A 24442-nucleotide genomic window follows, 5' to 3' on the forward strand; every position below is an offset into this window, starting at 1 on the left:
AAAATCCCTGTCTGATAGCTAAAGTCCTCTTCCAGAGGACTGGTTAATTTAAGTAATCGTCTTTAGACGATTTGAGCTATTAGACGGGGGTTTTAACCTCCGCAATTAAATTAAGTTATGCAAAAGCAAAATATTAAATGATAAATAAAACAATATCTCTAACCTCAGCCGAAGTGCGATCGCGTCTCATCGAAGCCTTACAACTCGACCTTATAGGCCCCACCCCTGATGATATTGACCACGCAGAAGAAATTCTCGACCAAGCACCATCAAAATGGTATCTTACGGGTTTTCTTGTTCCGCATGGCGCACCCATCGAACAGCGTGGAGATGATACTGGTGATGATGATTTAGACGTAATACAAGGCGGTAGCGCGGGAGAAGATGAAGCTGTCCCAGACAAACCATTCGCCAAGAAAGCTTTTTTCCCTTCATCGATGGGTTTAAGTTTTCTGGTTGCTGAAAACGCCAGTCAACTTAATCTCACAGTGCAATGGGGTGATTACTTCCCAATAAAAGATAATACTGCTGCACAATCTCAAGATGATTCTGGTGCGGAAGAAATTTTCTCACCCCTGGAACTAGAAACTACTAACCCCCAAGAGGAAGCAAATAACAATTTATCGGGATGCTGGAAGCGGATTCCACGCCAAACCCAAATCACTGTTCCTTTAAAATTACCGCTTCATCAAAGCCAATCTACAAAAACTATTCCTATAGCTGATAGCAACGGTTTACAAATCGTCGTCTCCATCCGTCCTGTAACATCCAAAGAACTTGTCCCGGCTGGAACTCGTTCTGTTTCTGTATTTCTAGTCAATAATCGCCTCTCTACCTCAGATAAACAGCTCGATATTAGCTATATTTTTCAAACCAGTTTAATCATCCATACCCCAGAACCATTAGTAGCCCGTCCCAACTTACGCGGACGAGATAATCATGATTGGGATGAAAACGTCGCAGATTTACAATACCGCGATGATTACGAATATGCAGTAGGTCATAACGTTAGTGCGATCGCACTTACCAATCCCGATGGTAGCTGTCAGGAAATACGTACAGCATGGATACCAACGGCTGATGTGGAAAAGGTGATAGCCGCCCAAGTAAAAGACGTGGAATTGGGAATGGAAGCCTTAGCCAACGCACCCACACCAGCAGCATTGCAAAATATGCTGAGTCCAATGGTAGATGCTTACACTGATTGGATTAAGGAACAACACACCAAATGTCCCACCGAACCCAAGCGCTTAAATGTCGCCCTAGATTTACTCCACCGTGCGGAAATTGCTAACAAGCGCATCAACGCAGGTATCCAAGCCTTAAATGACCCACAAATATTTGAGGCTTTCTGCATCGCTAATCGCGCCATTGCTACAGCCATTCGCCAACGTACTACTCACGGTAAAACTACCACGCCGGAAACAGTAGCACCACCAAAATGGCGACCCTTCCAGTTAGCATTTTTACTGATGAACTTGGTAGGGATAGCTTACCCCGAAAATGGCGATCGTGAATTAGTCGATTTGCTATTCTTCCCCACAGGTGGCGGTAAAACCGAAGCCTACTTAGGACTCGCAGCCTTTACCCTGGTCTTGCGGCGACTGCGTTATCCTGGTGTCAAATCGGCTGGGTTAAGCGTCCTCATGCGCTATACCCTGCGGCTTTTGACCCTCGACCAACTCGGAAGGGCGGCAGCGATGATTTGCGCCTTAGAATTGGAACGTCAAAAAAACCCGCAGAAGTTGGGAACTTGGCCGTTTGAAATTGGGCTATGGGTAGGACAAACCGCAACACCCAACCGCATGGGTAAAAAAGGAGATAACGACGAAAACAGTGCTAGAGAACGTACTCGTGCTTTTCAAAATAACGATCGCAATCCCTCACCTATTCCCTTAGAAAATTGTCCTTGGTGTGGGACAAAATTTAATCGCAACTCATTCCAATTACAGCCAAATCCCGACCAACCAACCAATTTACAAGTATTTTGTGCTAACCGTCGCTGTAATTTCCGTGGTGACAATCCTTTACCAATAGTCACCGTAGACGAGCCACTATACGGCCGTCTACCTTGTTTTATTATCTCTACAGTAGATAAATTCGCTACCCTGCCTTGGGTGGGAGAAACTGGTGCATTATTTGGACGAGTAGACCGCTACGACAATGATGGTTTTTACGGCCCCACTAAACTAAATCGCGGTAAACCCCTTGGCGGCTATTTACCACCACCAGACCTAATTATCCAAGACGAATTACATTTAATTTCCGGCCCCTTGGGAACAATGGTAGGTCTATATGAAACAGCCATTGATGCTTTGTGTAGTCAAGAAATAGACGGTAAAACAATTCGTCCGAAAATAGTTGCTTCCACTGCGACAGTCCGCCGCGCCAGCAAACAAATTCAAGCTTTATTCGGTCGCAGCGAAGTTGATATATTTCCACCACCAGGGCCAGACAGACGCGATTCATTCTTTGCTAAAACCGTCCCCGCCACAGTCAAAAACGCCCGTACTTATGTAGGAATTGCTGCTCAAGGACGCAGTTTAAAGGTAGTTTTATTGCGTAGCTATTTAGCATTGTTAGGCGCAGCCCAAAAGCACTGGCTAGAACAAGGGGGTAAGAAGAACTCTGATAACCCAGCCGACCCTTATATGACGCTGTTAGGTTACTTTAACTCCCTACGTGAACTAGGTGGTAGTCGGCGCATTGTAGAAGATGAAGTCAAATCTCGTCTATTACGTTACAGCCAGCATCAGCGAGTTGACGAAACTTCAGGGTTATTTGCTGACCGGAAAATTGATGATGAACCAGAAGAACTAACCTCCCGTGTCAGCACTAGCGACGTTGCAGATACTAAACGGCGAATGGAATTAACCTTTGATCAAGAGGACAAGGTTGATGTAGTTTTAGCAACTAATATGATTTCCGTAGGTTTGGATATTACCCGCTTGGGTTTAATGGTAGTTCTCGGTCAACCCAAGACAGCCGCCGAATATATCCAAGCTACCAGCCGTGTAGGACGGGATGAGGAACGGCCGGGTTTAGTAGTGACCTTGTTGAACATTCATCGTCCACGCGATCGCTCTCATTATGAACGCTTTTTTGCTTGGCATTCAACATTTTACCGAGCAGTAGAAGCTACCAGCGTAACGCCCTTTTCTCCCCGCGCTATTGACCGAGGTATTGCCGCCATCACCGTTGCTTTGGCACGGCTAGGACATCCAGGAATGACAGCACCAACTCGCGCTTTCGATATTACCCAACATCGCCAAGAACTAGAGTTTGTTGTGGAAACCATTGCACAAAGGGCAGAAATGCACGATAAGGAACTGGATGCAAATGAAGCCGAAGCACTACGCCATAAAGTGAAAAATCAAGTCATAGATTTACTCGATGATTGGACAAGTATCGCCAATGGAAAAATTAGCCTGCAATATCAACGGGAAGTAGGCGAAGCACCACCACTAATATTTGACCCCCTCGACCCCGAATTAAGGAATCAACCACAAAAAGCACAAAGGTTTAAAGCACAGCGAAGTTTGCGTGATGTCGAACCAACAGTCAATCTCTGGGTAATTAATCCTTACGGACATGAGGTAGAGGAGAAAGGAAAATGAGCAAATCTAATAAAAAAATTCCCCCAGCCGGACAAGTGCGCCAAAGTCAAATCCTTTCTACCTTTGGGCCTGGGGCGATGGTAGACTTACCCGAACATTCCGTGTTAATTGCTGGTTTAAATCACTGGCGTGGCGACAGAAGGCGTATCTTTGAAGACCGATTAGCAACTAGAGTTGCTGAAATTTTAGAAGTCAACAATATTAAGCTGTATGCGCCGCCAGTTGACGAACAAGATCCCAAAGCCCCCCGCACAGGGATTAATGCTTTCATGTTCCCTACTTGGTTTTTAGCCCAAGTCAAGGAAACTTGGTACGACACCAAAACCAAAAAAACATTCCGCACTCGCCCTCTGTTACCGTGGGGTAATTTGGTAAGTGGTAAATATCTGAGTGCTGAGAAAAAGTCTATACCAGTTGTACCCGTCCGCTTTGTGCAAGCCTGCGTTAAAGGTCATATTAGCGATATTGACTGGTATCGTTTTGCCCATAATGACGCTGAAAATAAGTGTCGAGGTCAGCTATGGTTAGACGAAGGTGGTTCAGGTAACGACTTCGCTGAGATTTATGTGCGTTGCGAAGCCTGTAAAAAACGCCGTCCCCTTGCTGATGCAACAGTTCGCAACGGTAAAGTCTTAGGCCCATGTCAGGGACATCGCCCTTGGCTTGGTTCTTTTGCCCAAGAACCTTACTGTATTCGGGAATCAACAGGTCTACCAGAGTACAACCGCTTATTAGTTAGGTCTGCCAGTAACGCCTATTTTTCGCAAATTCTCAGCGTTATTTCCCTTCCTGACCTAGATGCAGGTTTACGAGATGCAGTGAATTTAGTTTACGAAGATTTTCTGCAATATGCGGAAAGCGTCAGCGATGTGAAAAAGGAGCGCAAAAAACAAAAGGTAACTGTAGCTTTAGAACAATTTAGTGATGAAGCCGTCTGGGAAGAAGTACAACGGCGACAAAGTGGGCAAGGAAAACCACATAAAAGCATTAAGCAAGTGGAAATAGAGACATTGCTTTCTAGCTCCCTTGACGTTGGGGAAGATGTCCCAGACAAAGATTTTTATGGTAGGTCGCGTAGTTTGGACAACTTACAGCCTGCGTTTGCCTCCTGCATTGAACGAATTGTTTTAGTACATCGTTTACGTGAAGTAATTGCCCAGGTGGGTTTTACTCGCTTTGAAGCGGAAATGCCAGATATCGATGGCGAACTTGATATCAGCGTCAGGCGTGCTTTGCTGGATATTGAAACTACTTGGGTTCCTGCAATTGAGAATAAAGGTGAGGGTGTATTTATTGCTTTCCGTCAGGAAGCGATTGAAGATTGGTTAAAACGAGAAGCCGTTAAAAAACGGGGAAGAGAATTATCAAGAGGATTTGATATTTGGTGTGCGCGTAAAGGTATCGACCAGGAAAAAGAAAAAGTTAAGTTTCCTGGCTTGCCGTATATTATGCTGCATTCTCTATCACATTTATTGATTGTGGCTGTATCGTTAGAATGCGGCTATGCGGCTAGTTCCATCCGCGAACGCATCTATGCTGGTGAATCTGGTTATGGCATTCTTTTATACACTGGTTCATCTGGTTCAGAAGGGACTTTAGGCGGACTGGTAGAAGTTGGCAAACGCATTGAATACCATTTGGAAGTAGCACTAGAGCAAGGAAGATTATGCTCCAATGACCCAGTATGCGCCCAACATCGCCCAGATAACGAGCAAGAGGAGCGTTTTCTGCACGGTTCGGCTTGTCACGGATGCTTACTAATTGCAGAAACATCCTGCGAACGCCGCAATGAATTTCTTGACCGCGCCTTGGTTGTCTCTACAGTTGAAGGTTTAGGAGCAGAGTTTTTCCCAGAATAAAAACCAATGGCTTTTTTGCAGTTGAGCCGTCCAACTTTACTAAAACTAGCAACAGCACTAGAAAACGGCAGGCTATCCCCGCCTTTTCTAGTATCGACTATTGCTAACTACGTACCCGCAAGCTTAAGCCAAACCTTAGTTGATGAACTTAATCGTCTTACTGGTGAAGGTGTAAAGTGTAGCCATATTGCTTATACCCTCCGCTTATTGGCAGCAGAACGAAGCACATCTCAACAAATACGCGATCGCATTGAGTTAGTATGGACTGGCCCAGAGGTGACTGCTTCTCAAAGCCGTGATACTAGCGTTGTTGTCCGCGAACTGTTTAGCAACGCGAAAAAAACTGTTCTCATCTCCAGCTTTGCCATTGATAAAGGCGAGAAAGCAAAAAAATTATTCCAGGTACTTGCAGAACTTATGGATGCTAACCCAGAACTATATGTGCAAATGTTTCTTAACATCCAACGTCCACATCATAGTGAAGTATCAGAGTCAGTATTATTGAGGGAATTTGCACACACCTTTCGCCGTGATATCTGGGTAGGGGAGAGATTACCAGAAGTCTATTATGATGTGCGATCGCTGGCGGTTGATATTAAACAAAAATCATCTCTCCATGCCAAGTGCATTGTTGTAGATGAGGAATTTGTGCTGATCACATCAGCTAACTTTACAGAAGCCGCCCACGAACGCAATATTGAAGCAGGCGTGTTGCTCACTGACTCAGCAACAGCCCAAGCATTGCGATCTCAGTTTGACACTTTGGTGTCTCACAAAATCCTGCGTCCTATTCCTGGGATTTGATTGTTTATGCGATCGCCTACAATGAAACATAAGCCCATCGCATTTAAACTATATCAGCCTGAGAAACAACATTCCCTTCCCCTTCATCTGGCAGATATTCCAATAGTTCCCCAGGTTGACAATTCAACGCTTTGCAAATGCCATTCAATCGTTCTGGGGCTAATCTTGGCATCTCATCAACCTTACGCAATCTATAAATTGAGTTTTCAGTTATACCAAGTATCATAGCTAAATCCTTATTTTTAACCCGCTTTCGCGCCATCACTTCATTTAATTTCCAGCGAATCACTTGATTCTCAGACATAGACTACATCACTAGTTTAGTCGCTGCTAGATGTAGATTTATCTACTCGTCAGTATTCTGTTTAACAAGTAGATATATAACATTCTAAGTTTTATTAATCTACACTTGACGTAAGTCTACGTGTCGCGTAGATTAAATGGTAGACAAAAACAAATGCGATCGCCCTCCGGGAAGAGACTGCGATCGCATTTTGTACAACCCCATTGATGAGGTTATTCACATGATTACACAAGAGCCATTTGATGACCAAACTTTGACGCAATCAGAGTTGGAAGGATATGTTGACCAGCTAACTGACCCAACACCACCAGAAATAGAAATTGACTCTGTAATGGATGTTTTTGGAGAACTTTATCGGGTTTGGAACGGTTGGCAACTACTAGGCACTTTTTATCAAAATTTAGAGGGTAAATGGGTAGCGCAACCTTGTAATAGCGACGAAAGACCTTGTTATGAAACAGCTTTGCAAGCGCAGTTGCTCATCATAGCTGTTAATGGCTTGCTGGTTGCAGATGTAGCATAGACCCTTTTTTCCATCGCCTGGAGACGTGGTTCATACCCGTCTCTTTTTTATTTATGAGTGGCAGTGCGATCGCATCTCTAACCCTCTTTTATCACTTTCGGCAGAGAATAATCTGGGATGCTTACAGAATCAGACTTTTACCAAAAATCTTGATTTCAGCCATCCTGTTAGAAAATAAACGCTCAAATGCTCGCTCTATATACAGTTGAAAAATTGGCTTTTATTTTTCTTTTCCCAGAGTGACAAAAGCGCCTGAGGAAAGCGATCACATTCCCGATGGATGTAAAGAAACATTTCTGTTTCTTAGAAGAGGGCTAATCTAGCAAGCCTTTTACGTTAGGGTAAGCAGTGCCACAGTTGACATACTTTTTGATGTCATTTGGGAATACTAAGTAGAAATCAAGTTGTATCTTCCCATGAGTGACAATTTAAACACTTACACGGTTATCATGCTTGGCCCACGCGGTTCTGGTAAAACCGTCTATCTGGCAAGTATGTATAAAAAGCTATCTACCCAAGGTAAGCAAGGTTTTTTCTTGGAAGTTGATAGTTCAGAAAAGCGTAAGCGTCTTCATAACATATACACCCAAATTGCCATTGATGAAAAATGGCCAAAAGGAACAACTTACGATGAGGTGTCAGAATGGACTTTCACCTGTCGTGTTCAGACAGAAAATTTACCAATTTATTCAGCTTGTCAATTTAAATATCTTGATTATGCAGGTGGCAGACTTACAGACGAAATGGAAGATGAGGATACTTCTTTTGAAAGTAAACTGCAAAATGCTGATGCTTTATTAGGACTGTTAGATGGTCAAAGACTAAAGGCATTAATGCGTAATGAAAAACTAGGGTTATTTTGGGTAGTCAATGAACTACCTAATATGTTGAACATAATGCAAGGAAGTCAAAAACCCATTCATTTTGTTGTTAGTAAGTGGGATAGTCTCATCAATGAATATAGCTTGGAGCAACTACGAGAGCGTTTGCTAGAAATTGAGGAATTTAGAAACTTAATTCAAGCACGTAATGAAGCCCGTTTACCAGTTCGACTTATACCGATTAGTTCAGTTGGCATGGGCTTTGCAGAACTTCAGCCAGATGGAAGTATGGCTAAAACAGGCAGCTTACCTAATCCATTTTTAGTAGAAATGCCTCTAGCCTGTATTTTGCCTGACATGATTAAAATTACCTTAGAGGAATTAATAAAGAAAAAGCAAGAAGAAATAAGCCAACCAATTCAAGTAAAACCTAATTTGAGTTTTTGGGAAAGGTTAGGACAGGTTGTTGGAGGCGTAGGGAAAGTTGGTATTGGCATATTAAAACAAATATTGCCGATAAAATACAGGTTCGCTGAAGATATTTTGGAGAACTTAATTGATTTTCTTGATGATTGGGAGAAGCCGGCCCAACAGAAGCTAGAAGCAGCGGCAAAAAGAACAGAAGAACTCCGTCGTAAACAAGCTGAATCCTTGAGAAAAGTTACTGATGAAGAAACGGCACTTAAGCACGTTGTTAATTGCTTTATTTCGCTTACGGATGAACTTGAATCTAAATTTCCTGCATCTAATCTAAAACAATTCTAGACAACCAAAGATTTTCTATGACAGATATTCAGGCTTGGGCTTTTCTAGTTGGGTGTAATCAATACCTTGACTATAGAACCATAGTTGCTCCCAGCTTTATGTGTGAATCAAAAACGTCAAGCCTACTAGCTAAAGCAGCAGGGGGAGACTTAACAGAAATTGGAAGGGCGTACTACCGTGAAATTCATAATTCTAAAGTGGGTGATTTAACTTTAGTGTTCCGTGTCATTGAAGCAACATCGGAGAATACAGGAATTGAAGGACAGGGAGTGTTGAAAGATTCATTTGGGAGAGAAATTGATTTAATAGAAGGTATTGTTTTTAAAGGATTATTGGAAGATGTTGTAGTTGAGGAAGAAGAACTGGAAGTAATTCACGAAAAGCTTATATACTGTTATCGTGAGTTTTGGGACTGCATGAGTCCTCAGCGTGCTGTTTCATTAACAGATTTAACGAGACCAACAGTAAACAATGTAGAAGATGAGTTGAAAAATCTTAAACTCATTCGACTTAAACCTTACATTGAAAAAAAAGAACAATCTTCTATAGGCGACAAATTTGCTGCTAGAAAAAATACAAAATGGGTAAGTTTATCTACGGAAGAATTCCCTGATGAAATAAATTCGCTAGCAGTTTCTAAAGACGGAAGCTATGTAGCTATTCGGTATGCAAGAACAATTCTGGTTAGAAATTGGAATAACAAACAGACAAATATCATAAAATCAGAAAGGGTACTATTTGGATTCGATAATACTCCTATAGCAATTAGCAATAATAATCAACTAATAGCAACTGCAATGGTTGAGGGCATAGATCAAAATGTTGTTAAAGTATGGAATGTGAAAACTGGAGAAGAAAGGATAATTGGGGAACATTTGTTTAATGGATTGCATAGAGTTAAAGCGGTAGATTTTACTCCAGATAGCAATATTGTTGCAAGTGCAGGAGGAGATAAAAATATTAAGCTATGGGATGTTATATCAGAAAGATTAGAGTTAGGAACCCTGATTGGACATGAAAGTGAAATTAGATGTATCGCAATTAGTCCAGATGGCAAAACTCTTGCTAGTGGCGATGGGCATGGATGTATTAAACTGTGGGATTTAGTAACTAGAAAGAATACTCGCACGATAACTAGAAAAAAATATTATGAAAAACCTGTTAATTCATTAGCTTTTAGTCCAGATAGTAAATTTATTGTTAGTGGTTCTGATGAATGTGACGTTACATTATTAGATGGAAAAACAGGCAAGAAGATTTTAAAATTTGGAGAACATTCAGAGCCAGTAAATTTAGTTATTTTTAGTCCTAATGGTCAAATGATTGCTAGTGCAAGTGACGACTGTACAATAAAACTTTGGGATGTTCAAGAGAAAACAGAAATTGCCGAACTAAAAGGACATACTAAAGCAGTAACATCAGTATCCTTCAGTCCTGATAGTCAAACTTTGGTAAGTGGAAGTAAAGATAGAACAATTAGATTATGGGAAAGTTCAATTACAACAACAGGGAAATCTACTGGTTGGGGCTAAACTAGCGGGATAACAGCAAAACTAAACACGTTCGATTGGCACTGAATTAAAACAGTTGCATTGGTTTTATAATGTTCAGCAATATTTCGCCAACAGTGTCAGTTTCTCGGCCCAACGTTCTGCTCTAATGGTGTCATCTAAATTATCTACTGCAATCAGCACTCGAACCAAGAAGCGTTGTGATATATCAACTCAACTTCCTTGCGCTGTCGTGCGAGAGCAAGCTGAGGCAGATGAGGGAGAAAACGACATCAATGGCTTCCTCAAAGTTAGCTATTAAGCTTCTGACGCTTCGCCATCTTTGCAAAAGGTAAAAAACAGCGAGGGCATTCACCTTGTAACCAATCTGCGGGAATTGGGAAAGGAGTCTCACAGTTAGTACATTTTGTTAACAAGCGTAAATTGTGGCGATCGCATTTCATGTTGTCCTTATACTGCCACTCAATTCGATGGCAAGGTACTTCTGCATAGCAAGCAGCACATATTTTAATTGGGCGGGGTTTCATAGTCATCCCCTGTGATGGCAGCATTTCTTTGAGTTTCTCGACTTCCACCTCAACAAACCTTGCTAATGCCTCTAATTCTTGTAGAGTTGGAAATGGATTGAGGTACAGTTTTTTCCATCTTGTTACTATTGCACCAACTCCCACTTCTCTACCAACCTGATATCCAGTTAGTAAATTAGCTCTCTCAAAACGACCTAAAAAGTGGCTTATACTTTCCCCTGGTAATGGTTCAACTACATTGATCCATGCTTCAAAATTATAGATTTCTTCTGGCATATGGATTGATAACTTTGATGATATATCTTTTAGCTTGCCACTAATGAATAATCACCTTCAATACTATTTAAAAGTGACTTATCAATTTTGTTAACACCAGATTCTAATGCTTTTACTGCTGCATCTCTAAGAATTTGGTCTAGTAATCTAATTTGCCCAGCAGTTTTTGCCTGTAAAATAGTTATGATTTCTTGATTCTCTGCTAAATTTGATGGCTCAGGTAGTTTCAGAATTTGCTGTTCCCAAATCTTTACCGTTTTTATAAAGTTAGCGCCTGAAAGTTGTTCAAAACTGAAGTATGCTGCAAAACGTCCACCAACTTGCTCATTTTTACTAATTAAGGCATCTAATCTGCTACTTGTACCTACTAAAATTGGAATAATTTTTACCTTATCAGATAAATCTGTAACATCTGTGAGTGTTTTAAATTGAAGACGATGGGCTTCATCAATAATTAACATTTCTACTTTACATTGTTTAATCAAATACCATGCCCGTTCTCTCAGTTGATTTTCAGTGCCACCCTTAGCCTTAAATTTTAGAGTTTCAATAATAGTTTTAAACAAAAGAGATGGGCTGCAAGAACTACCTATTAGCTCTACATATAGTACGGGCGCGACTGGGTTTTGATTGGGGATTTTAGCCGCTCTATTTTGGTAAGTATAAAAAAGAGAAGCTGTAGTTTTACCCAGTCCTGACTCTCCTACTGCTCTACCGGGTTTTCGTAACTTTCTTCTTTCATCTAACCAAGAACTAAATCTTTTTACTTGTTCGAGGTTTAAAATATCTGGTTGTCTAAGCCGTTCAATCTCTTGCTGTATTTCTTCGTTTGTCATAGTTTACAAACCCAGCTCTTCACGCAATAATTTCAAATCCAATTTTTCTATTGGCTCATCGTCTTCGGGTTGAGATATTAATACCGCAACCTGTTCATTTTTCTTTTCTGTCAAGACTTGTGGTATTTTCTCTATACGTTTCTCTTCAGAACGGCGACGTTCAGCTTTAGTTTTATTTTTCTTCTGTTGCAAAAAGTTTCTGCGTCTGAGAGCCTCTTCTAAAATTGAAATATTATTTATACCTTTACCACTATTTTCTGCTTTTTTACGTGCGTATTTAACTTCTTCAACTGATAGGCTTGCTGCTTCTAAACCAATAGCGTAAGCACGCGCTAAAAATATTTCTTTATTATTTTTTCGACCATATACTAAAACCATAGTGATATCTCTGGGGTCGAACCTTAAGATCACTTTGTCGCCTGCGTAAGCTCCTAAATTTTCTCCCCTGTAACGAAGACCAGAAAAATTAAGATAACCATTGTCATATACAACCCGCTCTGCTGCCTTCATTAAACAAATATCAAGTTCTCTATCGTTCAGCAAAGTAGGAGGCATTTGCAGTCCTTTTTCCCAACGCTCAATCCGACTTTGTTTGGGAGTTAGAGGGTTGGCTTGACTTCGGGCATCAGGTTTTTGGTTATAGCTATCAACAATGTAACCAACAATTAGTTTTTCCAGTTCAGGAAGACTTATACAAGCTTTCTTTTCAGCTCCCTCTGGACGGTCTTTGACACTTGACCCCGTGTAACCCGGCATTTCAGAAAGTAGACCACTTATAGTTCTAAATGGTCGTTCTACAATGCCACCATCTGAAGGTTTACTTCTTAGGATTGGTTCAAAATCTAATTCGTTAGCAATCCATTCCACTAAATGTTTTGAGCGAAAATCTTTACCACCGTCCGTATAAACATATTTAGGTACACCGTAAGCACTCCACTTACATCTGAGTTCATACTCCGAACTGTAACGCTTTGGCATAATTGCATGACGCAGTGCCAAAGCGACAACTTGAGAACTGGGTGCAGCAAAACCTAGACGGAATCCAACAATGCAGCGAGAGTAACAATCTATTACCGTCGTTAATTGAGGACGGCCTATCTCCTCACCATCCTCATCGACTAATAAAATGTCAGCCTTAGTATGGTCAATTTGCCAAACCTGATTGGTGTACTTAATAGATATTTCTTGACCATCACGGGTTTTGATTGTGTGTTCAGAACCGTGCCATCCTGGACTGCGGCTAGTGCGCGACTTATGCCTTTTCTCCTCCACTGGTTTGAGCCATCTTTCTACTGTTCTAGTGCTGGGAGGTTTGCCATACTTTGACCAATACTTAAAGCCCTCGGCCTTTTCCTTGATTTTTATTAGCTTCTTTAACTCCCAATCTAAGTCTTGTCCCCGAAATCCCTGACTTTCTAACTTTGATATTTCAGCTTCTAATTCTTTTTTGGCGAATTCATAAGCTTTAGTCTCAACTTTTTCTGCAACTTGAGTGCGAGTCATGCGATCGCTTCCTTTATCACCTTTATCACCTTTATCACCTTTATTACCTTGTTTATAAATCTTGAGACTCAAGTTATACCAGTATTCACTTTTTCGTACCTGTCCTTTGTCTGCTCTAGGAACTTCCGCTAAAGCAGCTATACCTTTTTCTTCCCAAGACTTAATTAAACGTCTAACCGTTCGTTCTGATTTACCAAGCTTTTTGGCTGCTTCTTCCAACCTTTTGCCGTAAGTCAGGCGATCGCAAGGTTCACGTAAATTACGGATTATTTCCAGTTTGAGTCTTTGTTCTCCTGACAGTCTGAGTTCTGAGTCCTCTAAGTATCTCTGATCCAAAAACTCTACTAATTTGTCTTCTGCTACAGAGTTTCCATCATTACTCAATGACTCAACTTCAATTGAAAAATCGAGTATGTCTGCATCCTCATCATCCAAAAGAAAGTCATCTTCATCTTCCAGTTCAAACTGGTTATCTACATCTAAATAATTCATAGATGTGATTTGTCTTTGATTATTGGGTACATTTATACTACTATGAAACTGCGAATAATTGACACGTAATTTTTCGCAAAATTAATAATTGTCATCTAATAAGTCGCGGACTTTTAAAAAAGTCATGTAATTTGTCGTCCAAGACTGAATGAGCTTGATTTAGCTTTCATTGCTAGAAAGTATTGATATATATGGATTTTCGTTCAAGATAATGCTGTGACAGCTAATTTGTCGAAGTGGTCAAATAATGTGTCGCTCTACATTATATATCAATATGGTTCAGTGGAGAGATGGCTTCAACTTACCACCGCGTCTAAGTTGTTAGCCTTAAATGAACTGAGTAGAACAGGGTGGATAATTAAAGACTTGTAGTGAGAACTTTACAAGGATTAAAGTCCTTACTACGAACTCAATCTTATTGTTTTTACAATATTTAACATAGTTGTTTTTTTCCAGTTGTTCTGATTTGAAAATCCTTTGATGCCTTTTTCATAGGTTTTGGTGTACGCAGTTCATGACGGCTACTCATATTGCTGCATAACACACACAGGTATTTTAAATAACATCTGCTATATAAGGCAATTTTTACTAAGCTCTTTTTTGAGGAAAAGGAACCTTTATTGCGGTTATTGTGTCTGCATAGTTGTAAATAATTATAGTTAGCTAAAGATTACGGTAATTATTAAATTTTTAATCTGTTTCTGAATTTGAGATTCAGTAATTTTCTGTTTTAGTTCTAACTATTTGGAGGTGTCTGGGTATTAAGGGCGATCGCATGGGGAAAAAATTTTCGGTAATTCACAAGCTGAAAGTATTGTTTGTCCTAGCATTGGTAGTTTTATTGACAAACACTGTAATTACTTACAGTCATACTACAAGATTGATGGAAAATCAGCCATATCTCTACATTTTAGAACACAAAACTCTAGTAGCATTTTGTTTAGTAATTTTTGTCAATATTTTATTACTAACCTATTTATATAAATTACTGTGCCTCTATATTACCAAAAGTCAACAGGCAGAGCAGAAGATCCGTGAACAAACTGCCATTTTAAATATAGTTAATGACGCTGTTTTAGTGGGTAGTATCGACCATCAAATTATTTTTTGGAATAAAGGTGCTGAACGTTTGTACGGTTGGAAAGCTGAGGAGACACTTGGAAAAAATATTACAGAAATTTTGTACCAACCAAGCTCAACTAAATTAAAGTCAGCGCTGTCCACCGTAATGAGTGAAGGTGAGTGGCGAGGAGAGTTACATCAACTCAGCAAAGATGGTGAGGAAATTATTGTTGAAAGTCGTTGGGTTTTGGTTAGGGATGAGGAAGGACAACCAAAATCTATTTTAAGTGTAAATACGGAAATTACACCCAAAAAACAACTAGAAGCGCAACTATTGCGATCGCAACGTCTGGAAAGTATTGGTACACTAGCAAGTGGCATTGCTCACGACCTCAACAATATCTTAACTCCTATTTTAATGGCGGTTCAGCTCTTACAAATGAAACTGCATGAACCGCAGGTACAAAAGGTGCTGAATACTTTAGAGAGTAATGTCAAACGGGGCGCAAATTTACTTAGGCAAGTGTTATCTTTTGCACGAGGTATCGAAGGGAAAAAGACAATTGTGCCAGTCAGGAAGCTGATATTAGAAATAGAGCAAATTGTCCAGCAAACATTCTCTAAATCAATTATCTGCCAAACATACATTCCCGAAAATCTTTGGTATGTATCAGGAGATACAACCCAACTACATCAAGTGTTGATGAATTTGGTGTTGAATGCGCGTGATGCCATGCCTAATGGCGGGATATTGAAAATAACGGCTGATAATGTGGTGCTTTCTCCCCAGGGTAAGCACTATATTAAGTTATCTATAGAAGATACGGGTTTAGGTATACCCGCTAAAATTCAAAAGCAAATTTTTGAACCATTCTTTTCTACAAAAGAGGTAGGCAAAGGCACAGGTTTAGGACTGTCTACAGTGCTGAATATTATTGATAATCATGGTGGTTCTATCAATGTGCAGAGTACGGAAGGTAAAGGTACACGATTTCAGGTGTATTTGCCGGCTTTAGTTTCTAATATGGAAATTCCATTAGCTGATTCTGTAGAGATGGAATCGCCTACTGGTAATAGAGAATTAATTTTAGTAGTAGATGATGAAGCCATTATTCGTGAAATTACTAAATCATCTCTAGAAGCATATAATTATCGAGTATTGACTGCTAGTGATGGTGAGGAAGCCATATCAATCTATACAGGATACCAAGAACAAATTAGTGTGGTGTTGTTAGATATGATGATGCCATCAATGGATGGGGCGATCGCTATCCGCAAATTACAAAAGATTAATCCCCAGATCAAAATTATCGCTATTAGTGGGCTGCTATCGGAACCCCATGAGAGTGCAATTGCTAACATGGGAGTAAAGGCATTTTTATCTAAACCCTGCACAGCTAAAGAGTTAGTACAGACAATTCATACTGTCCACACTGAGAATTAACAGTGAATTTACAGAATCTTCCTGAAGATATAGATTTTTTATCTCAGTAATTTTGTTAATATTATTAAAATTTTTATCAAAAAGTAACACTATGGCATTATATGCAGAATTGCATAGACACCTGGGTGGTTCTGTTGTCCCCCGTGTCTTATGGCGTTATTTTGAGCGACACTCATCGGAGTTGATTTCCCGGTTTGCCGAGTACCCAGAGTTTGAAGACTTTTATACCCGTCCCCGCAATACCCTAGATGAGTATTTGGAACTGCACACCCTTGTGGAAAGTGTACAAACTGTAGAAACTCTGCCTTACTTTATTTATCGTTTGGTACGGGGTGCCTACATTTTTGAGAATTTGGCTTATCTGGAACTGCGCTACACCCCCTACTTACGGACACCAGAACATCTCAGCCAGTCCCAAAGAATTGACAAGATGGCGGAAATTGTCAAAGTTGTGGGGGAGGCTAGTAGCCAGCCAGAATATCCTATTGTCACCAGCCAAATCTTGTGTATGCACACACGCTTACCTTATGAGGTGAACAAAGCGATTATTGATTTGGCGGGGCAAAACAAAAATTATGTGTGTGGCATAGATGTAGCTGGGGGTGATAGCCATTACGCCGATCGCCTGTCCGAATGGATCAGTTTATATGAGTATGCGCGATCGCTAGGGATTAACACTACTGGACACTTTTACGAAACCCCATCTGGTTGTTACCCCCAACTCCTACCTTACCTGATGCGGATTGGTCACGGTATCCAAATTCCCCTCTTGTATCCAGAGCTACTACCAGATGTAGCTAGGCGTGGTCAGTGTTTAGAAGTTTGTCCCACAACTTATATTCAAACAGGTACTTTACAAGACATCCGCCAACTGAAGTTAGTCTTTGACCGATGTTTTGATGCTGGGGTAGATATTGCCATTTGTACTGATAACGCCGGGCTGCATAATGTACGTTTGCCATTCGAGTATGAAAATCTCTTGACTTACGACATTATCAACTTTGAACAGTTACAAGCTTGTCAGGATGCAGCTTTCCGCCATGCCTTTGCTTGGCCTTATGGTGAACGTCCTGCATCCCTATTGAATGAATTACTACAACCGGAAACTACCAAAGTTTTAGCACTGAAAGACTAATTACTCAAATATGGAAATAGTTTATTTTGATTAAAACCTGACGCATGAAAATGAAAAATCAAGGGTTTGGACAAGACTGTAAGGAATAGTATAGGAGTGTAAATGTTTAAAATCCCTACACCCCTACACCCCTACACCCCTACACCCTTACACCCAGTACCCTGACAAAACTCATCCATCCAAGAAGCTAGACTACTGGCATTACTACCAAGTGATGGCTGGACTTTGTGGCTAGGTGCTGGTGTTTGTTGATTTGCGTATTGTCCGTTTTGGGTAACTTCCGTAGCTATTGTTGGTGATGGTAGAGTTTTTGGCTGACTTGAAACATTAGTGATAATTTCTAGTACTCTCACCGCTTTACCATTACGGTGAGATTCGGTAGCTAAAGCTAATCTTAAAGATGGTAGAGGTTTAGTTTTATCAGGAGTTTCTATAGTTACAGATGGTGATGACCTACGATGAATTGCAGGCGATCGCCCTAGTTGAGAATTGCTAGAAACTGCGTTTACCTTAGATGTATTGTAGCTGATTGCTGTTTGAGCATTTCTCAAAGAGAGAATTGCCGGTTTAAGTTGATGTGTATCATCAGCCTCCTGAGTTTCTGCAAGCGATCGCAAAGGTTTATCTACCAGTGACAAAACAGGTTGGTTTTCCCAATGTTGTTTATGGGAAACATTCTTGAGGGCGAATTCATTTAATGAGATGGCTTCGCTTTCTGTCTGCTGTTTTTCCTGGTTGGTGTGAGATTCTGTTAAACGTAATTCAACATCGGGATTAAAATTCAGACCCAAAGCAGCAACAATCTCATCGGGGTTATTATTCAGTTCCATAATAAAAGCAAGTGTCTGTTCAAACTGTGGTTCTAAAACAGATAGCGTTGCCAAAATAAATCCAGAGGAAGGTCGCCGCAAACCATTATAAGTAGCCCAGACCTTCATTTTGACTAACCAAGAACGATTTTGCTCGTAATAACTCAGCCACTTGATCTTTAAAGATTGACGCAGCTCCTGAATGTCCATCGGATGCCTCGCTTCAGTCAAAAATAGTGCAGACCTGTATGTATCAATTCTCCAAAACAGGGAAACAGATTTCAACCTGAGATCCCAAATAATCAGAAATCTAATTTGATTCTTGCAAAAATTCTCAGTAAGTTAGGCAATGTTTACCGTATCATATTTTTGGTAATCACAACCCAGCCTACGTATATTGCAAAAATCAAATATAAATCCTAATAGTATGATTTTTGGAAATTTAAATTTTAAATTGCTATTATCCCTGGGGATGAAACCGATAATAAAGCATCTGCTGGACTTTTTGACCACCTAGCAGGTGTTGTTCTACCAATAGAGGTACTTCATGAGGTTGAATGCCGCTATACCAAACCATATCGGGTAAAATCAGCACCATCGGCCCGTTTCCACACTGACCTAAACAACCACTACCTGTTACAGTCACATCTACAACAGGTAAAACTGCAAAAGCTCTTAACACCTCTTTTGCACCTTGTTTTTTACAGGTGCGATGTTGACATACGCGTACACATCTAGGAGTGGAAGGCTCTGTTAAAGGCGAGTTTGATGGTTGCGTAATGTTAGTCATCTTTTCACCCTGAAATCTTTTTGGTTACATTGTGCTGTTGTTCGCCTTGCCTAACACGGGTTTGCTGATGTTTCTCCTCGTCTGATATAGCTGTCGCCAGTAGTGTTAGGACATTAATAGTCCAAGATGTAGATGTAGGGTGCGTCAGTGCGATAAAACCTAGCTGTACCAGGAAATTATTCATACTGACGCACCCTACTAACTAATGACCAATGACTAATGACTAATCTACAGTTAGTCCTTTGGACGCAAGCCAATCGCGGTTGAATATGCGGGATTGGTAACGAGAACCACTGTCACACAATATGGTAACAATGGTGTGACCAGGCCCCAATTGCTTCGCTAAAGCCACAGCACCTGCTACATTAATACCTGTGGAACCACCCATGAATAAGCCATCTTTTCGCAGCAGTTGGTAAACTACCCGCAGAGCTTCATGGTCATCTATTTGGATAGCATCGTCAGCTGGTGCGCCTTCCATATTAGCTGTGACACGGCTGTTACCAATACCTTCAGTGATAGAATTTCCTTCTATCTTGATTTCTCCAGTTTTGATATAACTATATAAACCGCTACCTAATGGGTCAGCTACTACGCATTTAATGGCGGGGTTTTGGTCTTTTAGATACATGGCTACACCGGCAAATGTGCCACCAGTACCAGTGGAAGCTACCCAGCCATCAACTTTACCATCGGTTTGTGTCCAAATTTCTGGGCCTGTGGTTTCGTAGTGAGCGAGGCGGTTAGCTAAATTATCAAATTGATTTGCCCAAATTGCGTTGTCTAATTCCGCAGCAACTCTCCCAGAAAGTTTAACGTAGTTATTTGGGTCTTTGTAAGGTACAGCCGGCACGGGACGGACTTCTGCACCCAAAGCTGTGAGTGCATCAATCTTTTCCTGTGATTGGGTGTTAGGAATAATTATCAGGCATTTGTAGCCTTTGGCATTGCAAATATGCGCTAATCCAATACCAGTATTACCAGCAGTTCCTTCTACAACGGTTCCGCCTGGTTTAAGTAGTCCTTTTTTTTCTGCGTCTTCGATGATGTAAAGTGCTGCACGGTCTTTAACTGAACCACCGGGATTGAGAAATTCTGCTTTAGCAAGGATTTCACATCCTGTTTCTTCACTAAAACTGTTTAAACGAATCAGTGGTGTGTTGCCAACAGTGCCTACAAAGCCATTTTTGATATCCATTGTGTCTTGACTTGAGTGGAGTGCATATAAAAATTGTGACTTATAGCGGTGGCAGGATATACACTTAATACCAATTCTCCAAAATTAAACATGAGCAGCTTTTGTAGGTAGGGGAAGAGTTAGAGTTAAGTTCCATCAAACTCCTAAAAAACAGCGAGTTTTCTTTCGCCCTTTCCATAGGTGCGCTTTTGTGGGAAACTCACGTTAAATTTTTAAATTGTCGTGGCAAAAGCTTCCGCCTCCTCTGTAGTAGTTTCCGCCTTTACGTTTCCGTATGACGCGCAGTCTGCAAGAGTTTCTGTTTTCACATTTCCGTATGACGCGCAGTTTGTACAAGCTTCCGCCTTCTCTGTAGTAGCTCCCGCTTTCACGTTTCCGTATAACGCGCAGTTTGCAAGAGCTTCTGCTTTGACGTTTGCTTAACTTCTACGCAAAATTTATATCTGTCAAGATGTTGGTGAAAAAACAGGGAAGGCAAGGGTATTAAATTTTTTAATAAAAATCAACAATTTTACGTATGACAGTTTTCTTAACAATTGTCCACTATGGAATTAGGAGAAATTCGGGGAAAAAGTATTAATTATGGCAAGACATAAACGCAATTCACGTACTCTTGACAAAGCAGAAATCCGTTTAGCAAGTATTAAATCTATCAGCCCAACGCTTGATGTTGGAGAGGGATTGACAGTTAAATATTATACCGAGAAAATTGAAAATCTGCGGCAATCTCTAGAAATATACAATACTACGCTTTCTACTATTGATGTTTTATTAACCCAAATCATTGAAAATGAAAAAGATTTAGCAGATTATTCCGAGAAGATTTTGCGTGGTGTTGCCTATAAATTTGGTAACAATAGCCATGAGTATCAAATGGCTGGAGGTATTCGGAAAAGCGAGCGTAAGCGTACTTTGCGTCAAGGTGTAGCTTTGCCTACAAGCTAAAGCTATAACAAAATATAATAAAAGGCTGTTAACTGTTGACTGTTGATTGTTGACAGTCTTTTAAGAGGGTGTTTGAAAAGTCGAAAAGTATACTAGAAACCCCTCTCCAAACCTCTCCCCGAAACGGAGAGAGGCTTTGAAACCCCCATTCCCTCGCAGGGAAGGGGGGCTAGGGGGGTTAAGTTTTTAAGATTTTGGTGTTAGCAATGATACTTTTCAAACGTCCTCTAAGATTACCAAAAGTTGCCAAAAATTTAACATTCAATGTTAACACTTACGCAACTGGCATATTATTTTAAGCTTGTAGTGAGGACTTTAGTCCTTAAAATAAAAGCTAAAGCCTTGACTACAAGCAAAAATTTTATTTTTTGTGATACTTGCATAAGTCTTCATTGTTACAAAGAAATTCTACATAACAAAATATGCAGAATGTAAGATGTGTCAGTGCAATAAAACCTAAATATACTCAAAAATTATTTATACTGAAGCCCTCTACTAAAGCATCAATCTTGGATAATTCATTTTTTTGTGTTCCCTGAGTTTAAAATCTTAGTTATTTTACTGAGGCAATTAGCTAAATAAGTACATTAATATACATTAACAACGTAAGTGCAAATATTATCATTAACGTCCTAACCGGGGTGGACATCAATGAAATTTCCAAACGATCGCCATCAAGAACTGGAACAACGGGAACGGATACTGCGGGAGAAGGAAGTAGAATTGCGGTTAAGAGAAATAGAACAGCAAATTTCTCCCAACGACGCAACTTTTCATAAAACAGTCAAGCACCAACCAGAACAAAAACCCTGGATTAAAAAAGTAATTCTGGGCGCAAAGTTGTTTGCTTTAGCTGTGGCGGCGTTAGTTGCAGTGAGGATTGCTTCGGCTTTAGCCGGGTTAATTATTATTGCAATTTTAGGGTGGGTATCTTACCAGCTATTTTTTGTATCTCAAAGAAAATAATTCTTAACTAAGGTGTAATTATTGTGGTTAATCAAGTAGCAACTGATAAATTTATTCAGGATTTAGAACGTGTTTCTCAAGTGCGTTCTAAGATTGCCATCTCTTTACAAAAATTATCTGACACAATTAATCAAGCTGAATTAGCTGGAGATACATCATCAGGTAAGCTGAGTTTAGAAAGAGATTTAGAAGATATTTCTGTAGCAAGTAATAATCTAAAAAAAGGAGTATTTCGCTTATTGGTTTTAGGCGATATGAAGCGGGGTAAAAGTACATTTCTTAATGCCTTGATTGGAGAGAATTTATTACCAAGTGATGTTAACCCCTGTACCGCAGTTTTAACAGTATTACGCTACGGAGCAGAAAAAAAAGTTACAATTTACTTTAATGATGGCAAAAGCCCACAAACATTAGATTTTCCCAGCTTTAAATATAAATACACTATTGACCCGGCGGAAGCAAAGAAGTTAGAACAAGAGAAAAAATCAGCTTTTCCTGATGTTGATTATGCAGTTGTAGAATATCCTTTAAGTCTACTAGAAAAGGGTATTGAAATTGTTGATAGTCCTGGGTTAAATGACACGGAAGCGCGCAACGAATTATCTTTGGGATATGTCAATAACTGTCATGCAATTTTATTTGTCATGCGAGCTTCCCAACCTTGTACTTTAGGAGAGCGTCGTTATTTAGAAAATTATATCAAAGGTCGGGGTTTATCTGTTTTCTTCTTAATTAATGCTTGGGATCAAGTAAAGGAATCATTAATTGATCCTGATGATGCGGAGGAGTTAAGAGCATCGGAAGATAGGCTACGACAAGTATTTAAGGCGAACTTGGCAGAATATTGTTATGTAGATGGTCAAAATATTTATGATGAGAGGGTGTTTGAACTGTCATCAATTCAAGCATTGCGGCGACGGTTGAAGGATTCCCAAGCAGATTTAACTGGAACTGGTTTTTCTGAGTTTATGGGTTCCCTAAATACATTTCTTACCAGAGAACGGGCGATCGCAGAACTACGACAAGCCAGAACATTAGCCAGACAAGCTGTCAACCATACCCGCGAAGCAATTGGAAGACGCTTACCGTTACTAGACAAAGATGTTGATGAATTAAAAAAACGAATTGATTCTGTTGAACCAGAGTTTACTAAACTAAATAATATTCGTGACCAATTTCAAAAGGAAATTTTTACTACTAGGGATACTCAAGCGCGCAAAGTTTCGGAATCTTTCCGCAGTTATGTTTTAAATTTGGGTAATACTTTTGAAACTGATTTTTTACGTTATCAACCAGAGTTAAATTTGTTTGATTTCTTGAGTAATGGTAAGCGAGAAGCTTTTAATGCTGCGCTACAAAAAGCTTTTGAGCAATACATTACTGATAAGTTTGCAGCGTGGACTTTAACCGCAGAAAAAGATATTAATGTGGCGTTTAAAGAACTTTCTCGCAGTGCATCTCAATATGGTGCATCTTACAGCCAAGTAACTGACCAAATCACCGAAAAACTCACGGGACAAAAAGTTACGGTTAGTCCTACAACTACCACAGAAGATGATAAATCTCCTAGTTGGGCAAAATGGGCAATGGGATTGTTATCTTTGTCTCGCGGAAATTTGGCGGGTGTGGCGTTAGCTGGTGCTGGGTTTGATTGGAAAAATATTTTGTTAAATTACTTTACTGTAGTTGGGATTGGGGGGATTATTACAGCCGTTACAGGGGTACTTCTCGGCCCCATTGGATTTGCTTTACTTGGTTTGGGTGTAGGTTTTTTACAAGCAGACCAAGCGCGGAAAGAGTTAGTGAAAACTGCTAAGAAGGAGTTGGTGAAATATTTACCGCAGGTGGCCCATGAACAATCGCAAACTGTCTATGATGCGGTGAAGGAATGTTTTGATGCTTATGAAAGGGAAGTAAGTAAGCGGATTAATGATGATATTACTGCGCGGAAGTCGGAGTTAGATAATTTACTGAAGCAGAAGGAAACACGGGAGATTAATCGGGAGGGTGAGTTGAAAAGGTTTAAGAGTTTGCAGGAGGATGTGATTACTCAATTGCAAAATATTGAGGCTGCTTATGGTAATTTGTTGGCTTATTATGGCTAAATGAGGGAGTTTTAACGCGGAAGGGCGCTGAGGTGGGCGCTGAGGGGCGCAGAGATGTAAGAGGGGAGGGGAGTTTTTTCTTCTCTCTTTATTTTTATGAAAAAAATGTAGGTTTAAAAACGTATTTCGTCCCGCTACGCTAACGCTTTT

Annotated in this window: 20 protein-coding genes; 12 read left to right on the forward strand and 8 right to left on the reverse strand. The window is 40.2% G+C overall.

The annotated features are described in order from the left end of the window. Positions 1-137 precede the first annotated feature (137 nt). The 3 genes from drmA to drmC are packed head-to-tail and all read left to right on the forward strand — an operon-like array spanning position 138 to position 6280. On the forward strand, positions 138-3617 hold the full coding sequence (drmA, locus tag GSQ19_RS11895; protein ID WP_011318162.1) for a DISARM system helicase DrmA: 3480 nt from the start codon (positions 138-140) through the stop codon (positions 3615-3617). Continuing rightward, on the forward strand, positions 3614-5476 hold the full coding sequence (drmB, locus tag GSQ19_RS11900) for a DUF1998 domain-containing protein (protein WP_011318163.1): 1863 nt from the start codon (positions 3614-3616) through the stop codon (positions 5474-5476). The genes drmA and drmB overlap by 4 nt, the downstream gene beginning before the upstream one ends. Before the next feature lie 6 nt (positions 5477-5482). Continuing rightward, a complete protein-coding gene (gene drmC / locus GSQ19_RS11905; RefSeq protein WP_153228429.1) occupies positions 5483-6280 on the forward strand; it encodes a DISARM system phospholipase D-like protein DrmC in 798 nt (265 codons plus the stop codon). A 43-nt stretch (positions 6281-6323) separates the two neighbouring features. On the opposite strand, the gene GSQ19_RS11910 is transcribed toward drmC, so the two are convergent. Next, positions 6324-6584: a helix-turn-helix domain-containing protein gene (locus GSQ19_RS11910; protein WP_011318165.1), complete on the reverse strand. Its 261-nt coding sequence runs from the start codon at positions 6582-6584 to the stop codon at positions 6324-6326. A 136-nt stretch (positions 6585-6720) separates the two neighbouring features. Between GSQ19_RS11910 and GSQ19_RS11915 the strand changes: the two genes are divergently transcribed. From GSQ19_RS11915 to GSQ19_RS11930, 4 genes are all read left to right on the forward strand, one after another. After that, entirely contained in the window at positions 6721-7107 is a 387-nt protein-coding gene (locus GSQ19_RS11915; protein WP_011318166.1) for a hypothetical protein, read from the forward strand. Between the two features lie 416 nt (positions 7108-7523). Further along, on the forward strand, positions 7524-8693 hold the full coding sequence (locus GSQ19_RS11920; protein ID WP_011318167.1) for a P-loop NTPase family protein: 1170 nt from the start codon (positions 7524-7526) through the stop codon (positions 8691-8693). A 17-nt stretch (positions 8694-8710) separates the two neighbouring features. Continuing rightward, positions 8711-10225: a WD40 repeat domain-containing protein gene (locus GSQ19_RS11925; protein ID WP_011318168.1), complete on the forward strand. Its 1515-nt coding sequence runs from the start codon at positions 8711-8713 to the stop codon at positions 10223-10225. A gap of 127 nt (positions 10226-10352) precedes the next feature. Then, positions 10353-10505, forward strand: a complete 153-nt coding sequence (locus GSQ19_RS11930) for a hypothetical protein (protein WP_153228428.1) — start codon at positions 10353-10355, stop codon at positions 10503-10505. On the opposite strand, the gene GSQ19_RS11935 is transcribed toward GSQ19_RS11930, so the two are convergent. The 3 genes from GSQ19_RS11935 to GSQ19_RS11945 are packed head-to-tail and all read right to left on the reverse strand — an operon-like array spanning position 10495 to position 13838. Beyond that, positions 10495-11007, reverse strand: coding sequence for a TniQ family protein (locus GSQ19_RS11935; protein WP_011318169.1), 513 nt, complete (start codon positions 11005-11007; stop codon positions 10495-10497). The two genes, GSQ19_RS11930 and GSQ19_RS11935, sit on opposite strands and share 11 nt — an antisense overlap. A 29-nt stretch (positions 11008-11036) precedes the next feature. After that, the gene (locus GSQ19_RS11940) at positions 11037-11843 is read right to left on the reverse strand and encodes a TniB family NTP-binding protein (protein WP_011318170.1); all 807 of its coding nucleotides are present in this window, start codon (positions 11841-11843) and stop codon (positions 11037-11039) included. A gap of 3 nt (positions 11844-11846) precedes the next feature. Then, on the reverse strand, positions 11847-13838 hold the full coding sequence (locus GSQ19_RS11945) for a Mu transposase C-terminal domain-containing protein (protein WP_011318171.1): 1992 nt from the start codon (positions 13836-13838) through the stop codon (positions 11847-11849). 775 nt (positions 13839-14613) lie between these two features. On the opposite strand from GSQ19_RS11945, the gene GSQ19_RS11950 reads away from it, so the two are divergent. Beyond that, on the forward strand, positions 14614-16344 hold the full coding sequence (locus GSQ19_RS11950; RefSeq protein ID WP_011318172.1) for a hybrid sensor histidine kinase/response regulator: 1731 nt from the start codon (positions 14614-14616) through the stop codon (positions 16342-16344). A gap of 91 nt (positions 16345-16435) precedes the next feature. Then, positions 16436-17479: an adenosine deaminase gene (locus GSQ19_RS11955; RefSeq protein WP_011318173.1), complete on the forward strand. Its 1044-nt coding sequence runs from the start codon at positions 16436-16438 to the stop codon at positions 17477-17479. A gap of 131 nt (positions 17480-17610) precedes the next feature. Here GSQ19_RS11955 and GSQ19_RS11960 read toward each other — a convergent pair whose 3' ends face one another. The 4 genes from GSQ19_RS11960 to GSQ19_RS11975 all read right to left on the reverse strand — a co-directional run bounded on the left by GSQ19_RS11960 (position 17611) and on the right by GSQ19_RS11975 (position 20276). After that, complete coding sequence (locus tag GSQ19_RS11960; RefSeq protein ID WP_011318174.1) at positions 17611-18498, reverse strand: DUF5331 domain-containing protein; 888 nt, start codon at positions 18496-18498, stop codon at positions 17611-17613. Between the two features lie 250 nt (positions 18499-18748). After that, positions 18749-19078 (reverse strand): (2Fe-2S) ferredoxin domain-containing protein, encoded by a 330-nt coding sequence (locus tag GSQ19_RS11965; RefSeq protein WP_011318175.1) that lies wholly within the window; start codon positions 19076-19078, stop codon positions 18749-18751. A gap of 4 nt (positions 19079-19082) precedes the next feature. Next, positions 19083-19262: a hypothetical protein gene (locus tag GSQ19_RS11970; protein ID WP_041456057.1), complete on the reverse strand. Its 180-nt coding sequence runs from the start codon at positions 19260-19262 to the stop codon at positions 19083-19085. Between the two features lie 39 nt (positions 19263-19301). Then, complete coding sequence (locus tag GSQ19_RS11975) at positions 19302-20276, reverse strand: cysteine synthase A (RefSeq protein ID WP_011318176.1); 975 nt, start codon at positions 20274-20276, stop codon at positions 19302-19304. A 582-nt stretch (positions 20277-20858) separates the two neighbouring features. On the opposite strand from GSQ19_RS11975, the gene GSQ19_RS11980 reads away from it, so the two are divergent. The 3 genes from GSQ19_RS11980 to GSQ19_RS11990 all read left to right on the forward strand — a co-directional run bounded on the left by GSQ19_RS11980 (position 20859) and on the right by GSQ19_RS11990 (position 24292). Continuing rightward, the gene (locus GSQ19_RS11980) at positions 20859-21221 is read left to right on the forward strand and encodes a hypothetical protein (protein WP_011318177.1); all 363 of its coding nucleotides are present in this window, start codon (positions 20859-20861) and stop codon (positions 21219-21221) included. Between the two features lie 651 nt (positions 21222-21872). Continuing rightward, entirely contained in the window at positions 21873-22187 is a 315-nt protein-coding gene (locus GSQ19_RS11985) for a DUF3040 domain-containing protein (protein ID WP_011318178.1), read from the forward strand. 23 nt (positions 22188-22210) lie between these two features. Beyond that, positions 22211-24292 carry a dynamin family protein gene (locus GSQ19_RS11990; RefSeq protein WP_011318179.1) on the forward strand — a complete coding sequence of 694 codons (2082 nt, stop codon included), beginning with the start codon at positions 22211-22213 and terminating at the stop codon, positions 24290-24292. Positions 24293-24442 lie beyond the last annotated feature (150 nt).

Source organism: Trichormus variabilis 0441, from assembly GCF_009856605.1.
In the GTDB taxonomy this organism is placed as follows: domain Bacteria; phylum Cyanobacteriota; class Cyanobacteriia; order Cyanobacteriales; family Nostocaceae; genus Trichormus; species Trichormus variabilis.

What these genes read in the sequence shown, in the direction of transcription:
- GSQ19_RS11960 (WP_011318174.1), bottom strand. Translation starts at nt 18,498, where the DNA reads ATGGACATTCAGGAGCTGCGTCAATCTTTAAAGATCAAGTGGCTGAGT.
- GSQ19_RS11915 (WP_011318166.1), top strand. Translation starts at nt 6,721, where the DNA reads ATGGTAGACAAAAACAAATGCGATCGCCCTCCGGGAAGAGACTGCGAT.
- GSQ19_RS11970 (WP_041456057.1), bottom strand. Translation starts at nt 19,262, where the DNA reads ATGAATAATTTCCTGGTACAGCTAGGTTTTATCGCACTGACGCACCCT.
- GSQ19_RS11980 (WP_011318177.1), top strand. Translation starts at nt 20,859, where the DNA reads ATGGCAAGACATAAACGCAATTCACGTACTCTTGACAAAGCAGAAATC.
- drmC (WP_153228429.1), top strand. Translation starts at nt 5,483, where the DNA reads ATGGCTTTTTTGCAGTTGAGCCGTCCAACTTTACTAAAACTAGCAACA.
- GSQ19_RS11950 (WP_011318172.1), top strand. Translation starts at nt 14,614, where the DNA reads ATGGGGAAAAAATTTTCGGTAATTCACAAGCTGAAAGTATTGTTTGTC.
- GSQ19_RS11985 (WP_011318178.1), top strand. Translation starts at nt 21,873, where the DNA reads ATGAAATTTCCAAACGATCGCCATCAAGAACTGGAACAACGGGAACGG.
- GSQ19_RS11945 (WP_011318171.1), bottom strand. Translation starts at nt 13,838, where the DNA reads ATGAATTATTTAGATGTAGATAACCAGTTTGAACTGGAAGATGAAGAT.
- GSQ19_RS11925 (WP_011318168.1), top strand. Translation starts at nt 8,711, where the DNA reads ATGACAGATATTCAGGCTTGGGCTTTTCTAGTTGGGTGTAATCAATAC.
- GSQ19_RS11920 (WP_011318167.1), top strand. Translation starts at nt 7,524, where the DNA reads ATGAGTGACAATTTAAACACTTACACGGTTATCATGCTTGGCCCACGC.
- GSQ19_RS11930 (WP_153228428.1), top strand. Translation starts at nt 10,353, where the DNA reads ATGGTGTCATCTAAATTATCTACTGCAATCAGCACTCGAACCAAGAAG.
- GSQ19_RS11965 (WP_011318175.1), bottom strand. Translation starts at nt 19,078, where the DNA reads ATGACTAACATTACGCAACCATCAAACTCGCCTTTAACAGAGCCTTCC.
- drmA (WP_011318162.1), top strand. Translation starts at nt 138, where the DNA reads ATGATAAATAAAACAATATCTCTAACCTCAGCCGAAGTGCGATCGCGT.
- GSQ19_RS11940 (WP_011318170.1), bottom strand. Translation starts at nt 11,843, where the DNA reads ATGACAAACGAAGAAATACAGCAAGAGATTGAACGGCTTAGACAACCA.
- GSQ19_RS11955 (WP_011318173.1), top strand. Translation starts at nt 16,436, where the DNA reads ATGGCATTATATGCAGAATTGCATAGACACCTGGGTGGTTCTGTTGTC.
- GSQ19_RS11910 (WP_011318165.1), bottom strand. Translation starts at nt 6,584, where the DNA reads ATGTCTGAGAATCAAGTGATTCGCTGGAAATTAAATGAAGTGATGGCG.
- GSQ19_RS11975 (WP_011318176.1), bottom strand. Translation starts at nt 20,276, where the DNA reads ATGGATATCAAAAATGGCTTTGTAGGCACTGTTGGCAACACACCACTG.
- drmB (WP_011318163.1), top strand. Translation starts at nt 3,614, where the DNA reads ATGAGCAAATCTAATAAAAAAATTCCCCCAGCCGGACAAGTGCGCCAA.
- GSQ19_RS11935 (WP_011318169.1), bottom strand. Translation starts at nt 11,007, where the DNA reads ATGCCAGAAGAAATCTATAATTTTGAAGCATGGATCAATGTAGTTGAA.